The sequence below is a fragment of the Arthrobacter sp. ISL-95 genome (assembly GCF_018613695.1).
GTDB lineage: Bacteria > Actinomycetota > Actinomycetes > Actinomycetales > Micrococcaceae > Arthrobacter.
In genome coordinates, this window is sequence record NZ_JAGGPR010000005.1 from 723017 (window position 1) to 737743 (window position 14727).

12 protein-coding genes are annotated in these 14727 nt (G+C 59.6%); 9 read left to right on the forward strand and 3 right to left on the reverse strand.

The annotated features are described in order from the left end of the window. Window positions 1–21: 21 nt before the first annotated feature. Window positions 22–1491, forward strand: a complete 1470-nt coding sequence (locus tag J7I86_RS09565) for a sensor histidine kinase (RefSeq protein WP_214819184.1) — start codon at window positions 22–24, stop codon at window positions 1489–1491. Window positions 1492–1580: 89 nt separating this feature from the next. On the opposite strand, the gene J7I86_RS09570 is transcribed toward J7I86_RS09565, so the two are convergent. Then, on the reverse strand, window positions 1581–1829 hold the full coding sequence (locus J7I86_RS09570) for a WhiB family transcriptional regulator (protein ID WP_003804966.1): 249 nt from the start codon (window positions 1827–1829) through the stop codon (window positions 1581–1583). Window positions 1830–2067: 238 nt separating this feature from the next. On the opposite strand from J7I86_RS09570, the gene J7I86_RS09575 reads away from it, so the two are divergent. Beyond that, complete coding sequence (locus J7I86_RS09575) at window positions 2068–2568, forward strand: hypothetical protein (RefSeq protein WP_214819186.1); 501 nt, start codon at window positions 2068–2070, stop codon at window positions 2566–2568. 32 nt (window positions 2569–2600) lie between these two features. Here the strand turns inward: J7I86_RS09575 and J7I86_RS22755 are convergent, their stop codons facing one another. Continuing rightward, complete coding sequence (locus J7I86_RS22755; protein WP_286179504.1) at window positions 2601–3176, reverse strand: hypothetical protein; 576 nt, start codon at window positions 3174–3176, stop codon at window positions 2601–2603. A 177-nt stretch (window positions 3177–3353) separates the two neighbouring features. Beyond that, window positions 3354–6758, reverse strand: coding sequence for an FtsK/SpoIIIE domain-containing protein (locus tag J7I86_RS09580; protein WP_286179505.1), 3405 nt, complete (start codon window positions 6756–6758; stop codon window positions 3354–3356). Between the two features lie 183 nt (window positions 6759–6941). Between J7I86_RS09580 and J7I86_RS09585 the strand changes: the two genes are divergently transcribed. The 7 genes from J7I86_RS09585 (at window position 6942) to J7I86_RS09615 (ending at window position 14599) form a co-directional block, all read left to right on the forward strand. Further along, entirely contained in the window at window positions 6942–7559 is a 618-nt protein-coding gene (locus tag J7I86_RS09585) for an acyltransferase (RefSeq protein ID WP_214819641.1), read from the forward strand. Further along, window positions 7556–8647, forward strand: a complete 1092-nt coding sequence (locus J7I86_RS09590; RefSeq protein WP_214819188.1) for a DegT/DnrJ/EryC1/StrS aminotransferase family protein — start codon at window positions 7556–7558, stop codon at window positions 8645–8647. The genes J7I86_RS09585 and J7I86_RS09590 overlap by 4 nt, the downstream gene beginning before the upstream one ends. Next, complete coding sequence (locus J7I86_RS09595) at window positions 8647–9633, forward strand: Gfo/Idh/MocA family protein (protein ID WP_214819190.1); 987 nt, start codon at window positions 8647–8649, stop codon at window positions 9631–9633. The genes J7I86_RS09590 and J7I86_RS09595 overlap by 1 nt, the downstream gene beginning before the upstream one ends. A gap of 186 nt (window positions 9634–9819) precedes the next feature. Next, the gene (glf, locus tag J7I86_RS09600; RefSeq protein WP_214819192.1) at window positions 9820–11004 is read left to right on the forward strand and encodes a UDP-galactopyranose mutase; all 1185 of its coding nucleotides are present in this window, start codon (window positions 9820–9822) and stop codon (window positions 11002–11004) included. Continuing rightward, on the forward strand, window positions 11001–13007 hold the full coding sequence (locus tag J7I86_RS09605; protein ID WP_214819194.1) for a glycosyltransferase: 2007 nt from the start codon (window positions 11001–11003) through the stop codon (window positions 13005–13007). The genes glf and J7I86_RS09605 overlap by 4 nt, the downstream gene beginning before the upstream one ends. 2 nt (window positions 13008–13009) lie before the next feature. Next, entirely contained in the window at window positions 13010–13867 is an 858-nt protein-coding gene (locus J7I86_RS09610; RefSeq protein WP_201296529.1) for an ABC transporter permease, read from the forward strand. Beyond that, entirely contained in the window at window positions 13868–14599 is a 732-nt protein-coding gene (locus J7I86_RS09615) for an ABC transporter ATP-binding protein (protein ID WP_141282427.1), read from the forward strand. It abuts the gene before it with no gap. The last annotated feature ends 128 nt before the right edge of the window (window positions 14600–14727 follow it).

The following is a 14727-nucleotide window of genomic DNA, read 5'->3' on the forward strand; positions in this document are numbered from 1 at the left end:
GGCGTCGCAAATGGAGGTGCAGTGGCAATCTTTACAGACCCCATCAGGGAACACGCTGATTTCGGGCCTGGAGATGCCGAATGGCTGCACCTCCTGGTCGGTGACTGGCAAATGGTCGCTGACTTGGCTTTCGCGGATCTCGCTCTGTGGTTTCCGCACCCGGAATTCGGCTATATCGCCCTCGCCCACGTCCGTCCATCGACATCGCATACGGTGTTCCACGCGGACTTCGTGGGCGAGGGCATCCGCTCGGATCTACGCCCTCTAGTAGATAAGGCGTGGAACAGCCGATCGATCGAGCGCTCCAGCGAAACGAGCTGGAGCAGTGAGATGGCACTCCGGGTGGAGGCTGTGCCGATGGTGCGCAACGGCAGGACACTCGCGGTTGTGACGTCGCATATGGACTTGTCCAGTTCGCGTATGCCGTCGCGGCTGGAACTTACGTACCGCCAGTGCGCCTACGACCTCCTGCGGATGGGAACGTTGGGCCTATGGCCCGACTTTGCCTCACCAACAGGTTCCCGTCGAGGTGCCCCGCGAGTCGGAGATGGGCTCATCAGGCTCGACGCCGACGGCATCGTGCAGTACGCCAGTCCGAATGGCGTCTCCGCCTTCCGCCGTCTTGGTGAAGTGGAGTCCCTTGAAGGTCGTTCGTTAGCGGAAGTGACTGCCGGCCTCCTGAAGGACCGGCGGATGGTGGATGAGACGCTGCCCTTGGTGGTGACAGGACGCATGCCTTGGCGCAGCGAAATTGAGTCGAGGGGTGTCAGTCTTTCACTTCGAGCCATCCCTTTGCGCGATGAACAGCACCGTTTCGGAGCCCTGGTCCTTTGCCGCGATGTCTCGGAATTGCGACGCAGGGAAATGGAGCTCGTTACCAAGGACGCAACGATCCGGGAAATCCATCACAGGGTCAAGAACAACCTTCAGACCGTGGCGGCTCTCCTGCGAATGCAATCGCGGAGAATGGTGAGCGACGAAGCCAAACAGGGCCTGGAACAAGCGATGCGACGCGTCGCCACTATTGCGCTCGTCCATGAAACTCTCTCGCAGGGGCTGACGCAGAGCGTGGACTTTGACGAACTGATTGGGCGCCAATTCCGCCTGTCTGCGGAAGTTGCCTCCCCATCCCAGCAAGTGCGGACGGAACGTTCAGGCATGTTCGGCGAGTTGCCCAGCGATTTTGCCACTCCACTGGCTTTGGTCATCAATGAACTGGTCACCAATGCGGTCGAGCACGGACTTGAGGGACGCACAGGAACGGTGTGGTTGCTGGCCGACAGGGCAGAAGGCGAAGGCGACGATGAATTCCTGACGGTGACCATTGCAGACGACGGCGTTGGCCTGCCGGACGGCCAGTACACCGAGGGGTTGGGACTACAGATCGTTCGCACACTCGTGACAAGTGAGCTCGGTGGGTCCATCCAATGGATCCCGCGCGAAGGAGGCGGAACTGCCGTCGAGATCGTCCTTAACCTCGCCAGGGCATAGCCTCCCAAAGGCGGGCCGACGAGTCCGGCGAACAGAAGCCAACGAAAAGGCCGCGGACCATACGGTCCGCGGCCTTTTCGGTCCTTGGGCTAGGAAGCGCGTCGTGCGCGTGCAGCTCGGCGCTTGAGTGCGCGTCGTTCGTCTTCACTCATGCCGCCCCAAACACCGGCGTCCTGGCCGGACTCCAAGGCCCACTGAAGGCAGGTGTCCACAACGGGGCAGCGGCGGCAGACGCTCTTGGCTTCCTCGATTTGCAGAAGTGCTGGTCCCGTGTTGCCTACTGGGAAGAAGAGCTCCGGGTCCTTGTCGAGGCAGGCTGCGCGATTACGCCAATCCATGCTGATCAGTCACTCCATTCGTGAGAACTAGAAGGGCCTTTTGTGAAAACATTCACGAGAGGCTCCAAAGGAAAGGGGCCCGCATGGGCCCCCTTGGTCGTCTGAGTCAAGCGTTTCATGTTAACGCCTTGTAAACAAGGGGTGTTAGTGGTCGAAATGCTCGGAATCCGTGAGCGATGCATCACATCAGCCGCCAGTGCCCTCACTGCTAGATGACTATGTCCGGTAGTGTGCCAGTGTGTCAAGACCTCCCGTAAACCCAGCCCAGCCCGTCTCCGGCCCGGACGGAAGCGATGATTCCGGAGTGACGGGGAACCTCGATGCCAACATACGTGACGCAGCTCGCCGGCCCTTGGGAATCGTCATTATCTCTGTGGTTGTTCTGCTTGAAGCACTCGCCCTCCTCGGTGCCGCAGCATGGTACGCATTTGAACTACTGAGCGGTGCTCCTGTGCTGACTTTTTGGGGGGCAGTCTTCACACTTGGGCTACTGCTGGCCTTCTCCGTGTGGTTGTTCGCCGTAGGCCACTTCTTATTCCGCGGCTATAGATGGACGCGAGCGGCAGCCTTGGTGGCCCAATTATTTGTCCTCACCATTGGCTTTCCTACCATGACCGGCGGGCTGCTGTGGCAGGGACTGGCGATGCTGCTTCCGGCACTGGCTGCGATTGTTTTCCTCTTTCAGAAGGAGGTCGTGGCCTATGCCTCACGCACCGGGGGAACGTCCGCGGCACTCTGAAAACCGGGGCTCAGACGCGGCTTGGCTGCGATTCAATGGGTTTTGTCTTGTGGCGGAAAAGCTGTGGTGTACACGCCCTGAAAAGGCAGTATCTCCGCCCCGTTGATGAGAAAGCCCCGCCCTGGGCGCCCGGCCCGATCGGCTTCAAGTCTTACTCCGAGGAGATCGCCGTCATGGGGTGTCCCGGGTGCCAACACCAAACCCATGCCGGAGGCCTGCGCTTCCTTCGCAAGGGGGAGATGTAGAAGCAGAGATGGACCTGGTGTTGCTGCCAGAATGATGCTGCGGACTTTTCCAACCAAGCCGGCCAAGGCCTGATGGCCTTGAGGATCCAGTGAATCGGCGTCGTCCACGAGCAGGATGCCGTTGGGGGGAAGGCTCCCCGCTGCAGCCTCACGCGCGACTGCAATCCAGAAGGCGCTAGCCGTCGACGCATCCGACGGGAAAACCCATGGAATCGATGGGTTCAAGGCATGAAGTGACGCCATTGCCGAGCTCTTGCCTGAACGAGGCCCGCCAAGGATGGCGCTTACTCCGTTTTCGCGCAGAGGCATGGACACCGGGAGGGCTTCATCTCCGCCGACGCCGATCCACACTGGCGCCTGCATGCGGCCGTGAGAGGCCCGGGGGACCCCTGAGCGGCTCCTTGGCCCGGCATGGGATCCTGCCAGCTCATCCTCTGCCTGGAATGCAGCAAGCAAGGCCTGAAAATTCTCAGCGTGAAGAAGATCGGGGAGTGGCCGTACGCGGAACGGCGCTTCGGATGGCCCGAGGTCATCGAACGGCTACCGCCCGTTCACTGGAGCCGCACGAAACTGAGCCACGGTACCGTCCTCTTTAGCCAAGTTCCCCATCACGACAGCCCGCCCGGGACGTGATTCCACGTCCGGGAGGCGCGGCCAGTGGAACCGCGACTCTTCGGTGGACCCCGATGGGAAATACGCGCGATTCTGTATTGCGGCAAAAAAGCGTGAGTTGACGAGTTCCCTTTCCCCTGAGATGAGAACGGTGACGCCAAGGGAACAACCGTCCCTGACGATGTCCTGCAGGATTCCTTCTGCATATCCGAAGGGCCCGGTCCGGAGTGCAGTTGCCCACGAACACCACCCGGCCACGATGAGGACCAAAGGTGTATGGCCAACCCCGAATACCCCGGGGCTTCGTCGACGTTCCATCTCTGCGGCGAGGCGTTGCAAGACCCGCGTTGCGAGGTGCAGCTGGTGCAGGCCCACCGCTGCGCCGATCCGAACGTCGTCTCCAAGATGGCCCAGCGTGCCCGTGGCGTCGAGGATATAGAGAGGGGGGTGGGGTTTCCCGATGGCAAGCATCGCGGACGCAGCCCTAAAGCAGTCCCGCATGCCACTCGAGTCGCTGCCGATCATTGCCAGATGGCCGTCTTCGGACGGTGACCACAGCAGCGGTTCCATAATTTGGTGCGTGGGCCTGTCCATCATCGCCAACGGTCCCACCGTCCACTGGTCTTTCACGCCGGACCTCTTTCCCTCCGACGCAGGAACCTGTTCATGCCAGAGAATCGATGTGGGCAGCGGCGTTGCTATCGGACGCTTGGGGAGCGGTTTGCCAAGCGACCGCCAAGCGTCGTGGGCTGTTGAAACGACCCACTCGGGACCAGCGTCCGGGAGCGATCCTTGCTCACTGGCCGGATTCCGTGCGACGGAGCGTTGCTGCAAAGCCCGGGAGGCCGACTGTACGGCCTGCTGGGAACCGCCGAGCCCTGAGCCGGATACTGCACGTTTAGGCGAGAGCGAGAGGGAGGCTGTCTGGAATTCTTCGGGGTTGCTCGAAGCTTTGGCAAGGTAGGCCCGTCCCGGAGTCTCCAGGCGTATGGAGGCGGCACCCTTCGTGTTGATGATGTCCATGGACTCTGCTTCCGTTTGCACACGCATGGCGATACTTGAGGTCACGTTTGCCCGGATATCTGCGGTCAGAGCCCCTTGGGGCCGCTGTGTGGCCATCACCAAATGAATGCCCAGGGACCGCCCGATGGTCGCGATGCGCATGAGCTCACGGAGAGTGTTTGGAGCTTCGTCCACCAGCATGCGGAACTCATCAATCACCAGGACCAGGTACGGCACAATTGGGTCGCTGGGCGTGGCTGCGCTTCGATACTGCGCAAGATCAGACACGCTGGCCGCAGCGAATAACTCTTCGCGGTGCCGGATCTCTCCACGCAGCGAAACTAGGGCGCGCTCCAAATGGTGCTTGCTGAGGTCCGTCAGAAGTCCGACGCAGTGCGGAAGACGCGCGAGTGGCTGCAAGCCTGAGCCGCCTTTAAAATCAAAGAACAGGAAAGTTGTGTGATCCGGAGAATGGGTCAGCGCCATGGAAGCCACAAGCGTCCTGAGGAGTTCGGATTTGCCGGAGCCTGTGGTGCCGGCAACCAGTAGATGAGGACCATCGAGCTTGAAGTCGAAGGTCACCTGACCACCACGGCCCGCGCCAAGCACAGCGATGGGACCAGTTTGCCCGGACGCCTCGGTCCACCTGCGGAGCACTCTGCGCTGCCCCCGGGGAAGCATCTCGGCCAGTGAAGACACTTCCGGAATAGAGGCGACCGTACCGGGGCCTCCTTCTAAAGACGTGGCTGGTGTCTTACGGCAGAAACTGTCGAAAACTTCGGCGGACACCAAGTCCGGCACGAACGTCCGGCGCTGGCCACTCGCCTCCAGGTAGCCCGCTGTTCCTGACGGGGAAAGTTCGATACCCGCCGCGGAACGTTGAGACGAAACGCAGCATCGGAGTACTTGCCACCCGGCGGATCGTGCGGCCTTCAGGAGGGATGACTGGAAATCCGCGTCATCAGGCGGAAGGTCATTAACCATGAGGAGCCTGCCTCTCACCTTGCCGCTTGCTTGCTGCAGGGCGGCAAGGACAATGTTCGGGCTGATTGTGAGGGTAACCCGGGGGAGGAACCGGGCACTCAACGGCAACCTTCCGATCCGCCCGAGAACGATGACAGGCGTCTCCGCGGCACCAGGAAAACTGACTAGCTGCATCAAGACAAAACGAAGCAAGGCATCTGTATGGTGGGGCTGTCCACTAAGCGTCACTTCGGGATAGCCGGGATCCAAAGTCATCGCAGCCGCCCCAATGGGAGGCTGGCGAAAGTGTGGGTCGTCAGGAACAAGCTGAATGTTTGCCACTGTCTGCGTGATTCCGAGACGGAGCCATACACCAGGACCATGAACGCTGGAAGCCGAAGCCGAAGCCGAAGCCGAAGCCGAAGTCGCAGTCGGGATGGGTGCTGCCTCTCCCCTGACAGGTTCCATCGCCGGCTGATCCACCGGGGAGGGGCCATTAACTGCCAAAACCAGGTCAGCCGCCGATGGCGAGCATCGGCGTCGGCGATCGATGTCGTCCTGAACTGCACGCGTTATGGCCATTTTGCCCTGCAGGCGGCCTTTCCGCCCTGCGAATAACGGGACGAGTAGGCTGAACGCCGAAATTGCAGTGAATCCCAAATACATCCACATTCCGGTAGCCAAGGAGAGGCCGATCCCGGCTACCAGCGGCAGGCCGGCCCCTAAAGCCATGGCCAGCCGATTGCCCTGACGACGGGTATGACGTACTTCGAGTGGTTCTTCAATAGACAGCCCTGCGTCGCCGGTAATCTGCGGGTACCGACCGGAGTCCGTGACGACAGTGAAGGTGGTGTTTCCACATTGGATCGTGGACGAGGACGTCAGCAAAGTGCGATTGGAAGACCGATTGTCCACGATCACCGGGTTCGCACTGCTCACCGCCCTCAGCGCGAGGGCCGTGCTGGACACTTCCAAAATGGCGTGTTCCCGGGACATCCCGGGATCTGCCACTGAAATTTCGGCCGAAGCCCTACCGATTCGGTAACGGCCTCGTTGAATCCGGAAAATTGAGCCTGCGTCAGGTCCTGAGTGGGTGAGCAGCATCAGGGGAGAGGACATCTTCTTCCCTGCCCTATGAGGCGGAGCATCATCGACAAGAACGGCGCCCGGGATAAGAGGTGCTTCTCCCACTGTAAGAGTGTTTAGTGGCCGTCCGTCGACGAAGAGGAGGCCTGTTCCACGCGCACTTGTGAGAAGCTGCTGCACTCGTGTGCCGGATGTGCCTTCCGGGACAGCGATGCTGAGTTCCTCCGGTTCCGCTGTTTGAGCGGCACCAGGGGCGCGTACCAAAGTGCACTCCAAGGCCATGGCTCCTCCTCTGCGACTTGGCGGACATCAGTTGTATGGCTGATGCAAATGACGCTACGGCCCTGAGAAGTAAACCGCCTCGACCGTAGTGGCTTATGTGGACAACTCCTGGCAGAGCTCATACGCGAGCCGCCTTGACACCGTGGCTTGGTGTCTCAGCTAAGATGAATCTCGTTGTCGCGTGTGCTCAATGAGGAAGGACCTTCACCGGTGATAGTGGTTGCGGAGAGCGCCGATGTTTCAGACAAGGCGGTAATTGGTGATGGATCAAAGATTTGGCATCTGGCCCAAGTCCGCGAGCAGGCCGAGTTGGGCGTCAATTGCATCGTAGGGCGCGGGGCCTATATTGGCACCGGGGTCAAGATGGGGGACAACTGCAAAGTTCAGAATTATGCACTTGTCTACGAGCCCGCGGTGCTGGAGGCCGGCGTCTTCATCGGCCCGGCTGTTGTACTCACAAACGATACTTACCCCCGGGCGGTTGGCCCGGATGGCGGCTTGAAGAGCGCCCACGACTGGGAACCCGTTGGTGTCACCATTCGTGAAGGCGCATCAATCGGTGCCCGTGCAGTCTGCGTCGCACCGGTGACAATCGGTCGATGGGCCACAGTGGCTGCTGGTGCTGTTGTCGCAAAAGACGTCCCTGATTTTGCCCTGATGGTCGGAGTTCCGGCCAGACGCCACGGTTGGGTCGGAAAAGCCGGTTTCCCGCTGCAGCGCCAAGGCGAGAACTGGGTGTGCCCGGAGACCGGCGCCACATATGTTGAACAGAACGAGACCCTTCGAGAGGTAGAGGCATGAGCCCCGAATTCATTCCCCCCGCTAAACCCATCATTGGTGAAGACGAGCGCAAGGCAGTAGAGGCCGTCCTTGCCTCCGGCCAACTCGCACAGGGCTCGGAGGTGGCGTCCTTTGAGCAGGAATTTTCGCAGGTCCTCCTCGATGGCAGGGCAGCGGTAGCGGTCAACTCCGGTACGTCCGGTCTGCACCTTGGTCTGTTGGCTGCGGGCATCGGTCCCGGCGACGAAGTTATTGTGCCGTCGTTTACTTTCGCCGCCACGGCCAACTCCGTGGCTTTGACAGGCGCGACTCCTGTCTTCGCCGACGTCGACCTGGACCACTACACCCTTGATCCCGCGTCCGTCGAATCGAAAATTACGGACCGCACGGCCGCCATCATGCCCGTTCACCTTTACGGACACCCCTTCGACGTGGACGGTATCGGCGCTGTCGCTTCCAAGCACGGCGTGAAGATCTTCGAAGACGCAGCCCAAGCGCACGGTGCGGCGGTCAACGGCCGAAAAGTGGGTACATTCGGTGACTTCGCCATGTTCAGCCTGTACCCCACCAAGAACATGACCTCCGGCGAAGGTGGCATGGTCAGCACAGGCCTGCCCGACGTCGAGCGCCGCCTCCGGTTGCTTCGTAACCAGGGCATGGAACGCCAGTACGAGAATGAACTTGTTGGCTTCAACGCCCGCATGACCAACATCCACGCTGCAATTGGCCGCGTGCAGTTGACCAAAATCAACGCCTGGACCAAGACCCGTCAGGAGAACGCCGCCTTCTTCGACGCCAACATTGAAGGCGTCGTCACTCCCAAGGTGTCTGAGGGCTATGAGCACGTGTACCACCAGTACACCATCCGCATCGCTGAGGACCGTGATGGTTTCGCGAAGGCTCTGCGTGAGGAATACAACGTGGGCTGCGGCGTATACTACCCCATTCCGAACCACCGCCTCGCTCCTTTCCAAACCTCGGATGACCTGCCCGTCACGGAGGAAGCCGCGGCCAGCGTCTTGTCGCTCCCGGTACATCCGTCGTTGAGCCAGGACGATCTTGACCGTATCGTTTCCGCGGTCAACGCCATTGCGAAGGCAGGAAGCTAGTGGCAAATTTGCGTGCAGGCCTCATCGGACTGGGGATGATGGGCCGCCACCACGCCCGTGTTATTCGCGAGCTTGAAGGCGTCGACCTCGTTGCCGTGGCTGACTCCTTCGGGGATCCTCACAACGTAGCCAGTGGACTTGAGGTCTGCAGCTCGGTTGAACAGCTCATCGAGCAGGGAATCGACATGGCTGTGGCCGCAGTGCCAACCGTGCTTCATGAAGAAGTGGCCCTGCAGCTGGCTGAAGCCGGAGTGCACTGCTTGGTCGAAAAACCCATTGCCAACGATTCCGAGTCCGGCCGACGTATCGCCGAGGCTTTCGACTCGCGGGGATTGATTGGGGCGGTAGGCCACATCGAGCGCTTCAACCCGTCATTGCAAAGCCTCCGCGAGCGGCTCGAGAACGGCGACCTCGGCGAGGTCTACCAAATTTCGACACGCCGTCAAGGTCCGTTCCCTTCCCGCATCGCTGACGTAGGTGTGGTCAAGGACCTCGCAACTCACGACATCGACCTCACCGCCTGGCTTGCACAGAGCAACTTTGTGAACGTGGTGGCGCACACAACGTCCAGGAGTGGCCGCGAGCATGAGGACATGGTTACCGCCATTGGTCACCTCAAGAGCGGTGTAGTCACCAACCACATTGTCAACTGGCTCTCGCCCATGAAGGAGCGCACCACCGTCGTTCTGGGTGAGCGGGGTGCGTACATCGCAGATACCATCTCGGCGGACCTGACATTCATCGAGAATGGCACCTTCCAGACCGATTGGGACTCCGTCGCGGCATTCCGTGGCGTTTCCGAGGGCTCGTCCACGCGTTTTGCCCTGGCAAAGCGCGAACCACTCAAAATGGAACATGAGGCATTCCGTGACGCTGTGCTCGGAAAGTCCATGAATATTGTCACAATGGCCGAAGGTCTTGAGACCCTTCGCGTTGCTGAGGCTGTGCTCGAGTCAGCAGGTACAGGCTCCGTGATCTCGCTTTAGCTTTGTTCTTTCAGCAGTGTTGAACGGGAGGCTGGCTATATAGGCCAAGCCTCCCGTTCTTTTTTCCGGACAATGGCTGCCCTGCTGCCGCGTACCGCCGAATCGGGGAACGATCATAACGTCGGGTAGCCTTGACCAGTAGACGTGGGCATCTCTGTGCCCGCACGCCAATACACAGGAGAGTTTGTGAACGCTGATCTCGTCGTCGTCGGCTCGGGTTTCTTTGGCCTGACCATTGCAGAACGCGCCGCTACCGAGTTGGGGCTGAAGGTTGCGGTGCTCGATCGCCGCCACCATATTGGTGGAAACGCCTACAGCGAGAATGAGGCGAAGACCGGAATCGAGGTACACCGCTACGGTGCCCACCTCTTCCACACCTCGAACGAGCGTGTATGGGAATACGTGAACAGGTTCACCAAGTTCACGAGCTACCAGCACAAGGTTTACACCAGCCACAAGGGTGAGGTGTACCCCATGCCCATTAACCTGGGCACCATCAACCAGTTCTTCCGCTCGGCTATGAGCCCCACGGAAGCAAAGGCTCTCATTGCCGAGCAGGCTGGCGAGCTGGCGGGCACTGATCCCCAGAACCTCAATGACAAGGGCATCCAACTTATTGGCCGTCCCCTGTACGAGGCCTTCATTAAGCACTACACGGGAAAGCAGTGGCAGACGGACCCGAAGGACCTGCCGGCTGAAATCATCTCCCGACTTCCTGTGCGCTACAACTACGACAACCGGTACTTCAACGACGCCTATGAGGGTCTCCCGGTAGACGGCTACACCGCCTGGATTGAACGCATGGCGGATCACCCGAACATTGAAGTGGTCCTGAACACGGATTTCTTCGACGACGGCGAGTTTGGGCGGTCTTCTGTCCTCGGTCAGGTGCCGGTCATCTACACGGGTCCGGTTGACCGCTACTTCGACTACGCCGAAGGTGATCTCTCGTGGCGCACCATCGATCTCGAAGAAGAGGTCCTGCCGATCGAGGACTTCCAAGGTTGTTCAGTAATGAACTACCCGGACGCTGATGCCGCGTTCACACGCATCCACGAGTTCCGTCACTTCCACCCTGAGCGTGACTACACCAAGGACGCCACCGTCATCATGCGTGAATTCTCGCGCTTTGCGGAAAAGGGCGATGAGCCGTACTACCCCGTGAACACCTCTGATGACCGTCAGAAGCTGCTGGCTTACCGCGACCTTGCCAAGGGCGAAAAGTCGGTCCTGTTTGGTGGCCGTCTTGGAACTTATAAGTACCTCGACATGCACATGGCCATCGGTTCGGCTTTGTCCATGTATGACAACAAGATCAAGCCGCACTTCACCGGCGGCGCCAAGCTTGAAAGCGGGGGAGTGGACGCATGACCGCTACAACAAACGAAAGCCAGGAGATCGCCATGACGGCCACTACTGCCGCTGAAACCCCGGCATCGACGGAACAGAACCTGCGGATTGTCCAGCGCGTGATTTTCCCGGCCAACCGCGACCTCGACACTCTGCCGCTGTACGTGGATCCTGACACCAACAAGGTCCAAAGGGGCGGCGGGAGTGCCGACGTGCAGGCCATCGGCATGGCACGGAAACTCCACCCCGAGGACATCCTGGGCCGAGGCTCCGTCCAGGTCCGCCGTGGTGAGCGTCTTTCGTTCGGTTCCTACTTCAACGCCTTCCCCGCCAGCTACTGGCGCAAGTGGACCATCGCTGCGAAGACCGTTCTTCACATTGAAACTGAGGGCGAAGGAACGGTGATCGTGTACCGTTCCAACGCTCGTGGTGCGGCGCAGCGTGTTGATTCGATTCTGGTGGAGGGCTCGTCCACCAATGATTTCGAGCTGACATTGGCTCCCTTTGGCGACGGCGGCTGGTACTGGTTCGACCTCATTGCCGGCGGCGACGGCATGACGCTCAAGAGCGCTCATTGGGCCGTCCCTGACGAGGGTCGCGCGCAGGGTCGCGTCACGCTCGGCGTCACGACGTTCAATCGCGCCGACTACTGCCTCGAGACCATCAAGTCCATTGATGCTGACGCGGGTCTCCGGGAAATCCTTGCCGAACTCATCATCGTGGATCAGGGCAACAAGAAGGTAGCTGACGAAGCTGGCTTCGACGCCGTTGCAGAATCCATGGGTGACCAACTCCGGATTATCAACCAGGGAAATCTGGGCGGATCCGGAGGGTTTGCCAGGAACATGTACGAGATGGTTGTTTCTGACAAGAGCGACTATGTCATGCTGCTGGACGACGACATTGAGCTGGAAACAGAGGGCGTTATGCGCGCAGTGGCTTTTGCCGACCTCTGCCGCAAGCCGACGATTGTTGGTGGCCACATGTTCGACATGTACAACAAGTCGGTCCTGCATGCTTACTCAGAGGTCGTCAACTTTTACCGGTTCCTTTGGGGTCCGGTGGAAGGACTCGGCAATCACGACTTCTCCAATGCAGGTTTGCGCTCCACGCCGCAGCTCCACCGCCGATGGGATGCGGACTACAACGGCTGGTGGATGTGCCTTATCCCCAAGACCGTGGTGGAGACCATCGGCCTGTCCCTTCCTGTGTTCATCAAGTGGGATGACGCTGAGTACTCCCTTCGGGGCCGCGCAGCCGGGTTCCCCACAGTGACCCTTCCCGGGGCAGCAGTCTGGCACGTCTCTTGGGCCGATAAAGACGACTCAGTGGACTGGCAAGCTTACTACCACGAACGCAACCGTCTCATCGCGACTCTCCTGCATTCCCCGTTCCCCAAGGGTGGACGGATCTTGCGGGAGAGCTTGAACACGGACGTCAAACACCTGGTGTCCATGCAGTACTACCCGGAGCAGGCCCGAGTGATGGCTCTCCGCGATGTACTTGCCGGACCGGGCAATTTGCACAAGCAATTGCCCACCACCATGCCGAAGCTCCGTGCAATGCGCGAGGAGTTCCCGGACTCACAGGTGAAGACCGACCCCGCGGCGTTCCCGGAGGTCTTCCGCAAGCGTCCCCCCAAGAAGCCAGAGTCCTACAAGCAGCCCGGCGCGCTGGGCCTGCTTCCCTGGGCAGTGAAGACTGTCCTCAAGCAAACCCTGGCCCCCGTGCGTGATACCGCGAAGGCCAACCCTGAGGCGCACGTAGCCCATCAGGACGGCAAGTGGTGGAGCTTGGCCCACCTGGACAGTGCCGTGGTGTCCAATGCGGACGGTACAGGCGCTTCCTGGCATTTGCGGGATCCCAAGATGGCCCGACAGCTGGTGGTCGAGTCGGCCAAACTCCATGCTCAGCTATTCTCCAACTGGGAGACCCTCCGGGCTCAGTACCGGGATGCCCTTCCTCAGATCACTTCCATGGAATCGTGGCGGGAAACATTCGAAGCTTCGGAGCCCAGCAAGTAGCAATGACGACTTCCACTGATACATATGCTGTTCCGGGAGTAGGTGCGGGGCTGCTGGACGTTTATCGGCGCCGGTACCTCCTCAAATTGATAGTCCGTAAGGAACTCCGGGTCAGGTACCGGGGTTCTGTCCTCGGCCTTGCCTGGTCCTACGTCAAGCCGCTGGTCCAGTACGTTGTGCTGTTTTTCGCGTTGGGGATTGTCCTTCGCGTGGGGGATCAGATTCCCAACTACGCGCTGTACATGTTCTCCGGCGTCATCGTCATCAACTTCTTCTCTGAAGCGTTCTCGAATGCTACGAGATCAATTGTGTCCAATGCCGCCTTGGTCAAGAAGATCTACCTGCCGAGGGAATTGTTCCCGGTTGCCTCCGTGTGGGTGGCAGCGGTTCATTTCCTCCCACAACTGGTGGTCTTGTTGGCGGCCGCGCTGCTGAACGGGTGGAAACCGGACATTATGCAGCTCATTGGAGCTGCTTTGGGCTTCGTCATCGTGGCGGTAACGGCGACTGGTTTGGGCCTCTTGGCAGGGGCGATCAATGTTTTCTTCCGCGACGCGGAAAATATCGTCGATATGCTGATGATGATCGTTACGTGGACATCGCCGGTGCTCTATGACTGGACAATGATCCGCCGGTTGGCGCCCCCGTGGGTGTTGGTCATCTATCAGCTCAACCCGATCACTGTGGCTGTTGAACTGTTCCACTGGGCCTTCTGGTATCCCACTGTGGATCGTCCGGTCGAGCTGCCCCCGCATCTTATGTGGACGGGACTCATCGGTCTCGGAATGGCAGCCCTGTTCCTTATTATCGGCCAGCTCGTCTTCCGACGACTTGAGGGCCATTTTGCGCAGGAGGTCTAGATGGGCGCCGCAATAATCGTCAAAGGCCTTAAGAAGACGTTCAATCTTCGCCATTCGCACTCCCTCAAGGAGACTCTGGTTTGGTTGGTGAAAGGTCGGAAAAGCGATCTCAGCAAGAAGTTCGATGCCCTCCACGATGTGAGCTTCGAGATTCAGCCGGGCGAAACCGTGGCTCTGTTAGGCTTCAACGGCTCAGGCAAGTCCACGCTGTTGAAACTTATATCCGGCGTTATCCTCCCGGACAAAGGAACAGTCCGCACGAAGGGACGTGTAGCCGGGCTCATCGAGGTTGGCGCGGGTTTCCATCCCGACCTGTCCGGGCGTGAGAACGTTTTCCTCAACGCTGCGATTCTGGGCATGACTGAGCAGGAAATCAACGAGAAGTTCGACGAAATTGTTGCCTTCTCCGAGATAGAACAGTTCATCGACACCGAAGTAAAATTCTATTCTTCCGGTATGTTTCTGAGGCTGGCTTTTGCAGTAGCTGTCCACACGCAGCCTGATATCTTCCTTGTGGATGAGATTCTTGCCGTGGGCGACGAACCGTTCCAGAAGAAGTGCCTGGCTAAAATCAAACAACTTTCGGATGAGGGACGGACCTTGGTTGTGGTCAGCCACGATCTGGACATGATTTCGCGTATTTGCGACAGGGGAGTCGTCCTCGCTTCCGGTACGGTGCAGTTCGAAGGCCCGGCCGACCAAGCTGTAGCTTGGCTGCGCGACAGTAACTAAGCGATGTTCCGTATGTGATCCAAGCGCGGCAGTAACAAGGCCACCGCACGTCTCCTCTGGAGGATGTGTGGTGGCCTTTGCGTATGTGAGCTGAAGTAGTCCAAAGAGGTGTGGCGCTACCTGGTGTC

Bases quoted from the DNA above. Each gene is read 5' to 3' on its own strand.
- J7I86_RS09580 (WP_286179505.1), bottom strand. From the start codon at position 6,758: ATGGCCTTGGAGTGCACTTTGGTACGCGCCCCTGGTGCCGCTCAAACA.
- J7I86_RS09610 (WP_201296529.1), top strand. From the start codon at position 13,010: ATGACGACTTCCACTGATACATATGCTGTTCCGGGAGTAGGTGCGGGG.
- J7I86_RS09605 (WP_214819194.1), top strand. From the start codon at position 11,001: ATGACCGCTACAACAAACGAAAGCCAGGAGATCGCCATGACGGCCACT.
- J7I86_RS22755 (WP_286179504.1), bottom strand. From the start codon at position 3,176: ATGCAGGCGCCAGTGTGGATCGGCGTCGGCGGAGATGAAGCCCTCCCG.
- J7I86_RS09615 (WP_141282427.1), top strand. From the start codon at position 13,868: ATGGGCGCCGCAATAATCGTCAAAGGCCTTAAGAAGACGTTCAATCTT.
- J7I86_RS09590 (WP_214819188.1), top strand. From the start codon at position 7,556: ATGAGCCCCGAATTCATTCCCCCCGCTAAACCCATCATTGGTGAAGAC.
- J7I86_RS09570 (WP_003804966.1), bottom strand. From the start codon at position 1,829: ATGGATTGGCGTAATCGCGCAGCCTGCCTCGACAAGGACCCGGAGCTC.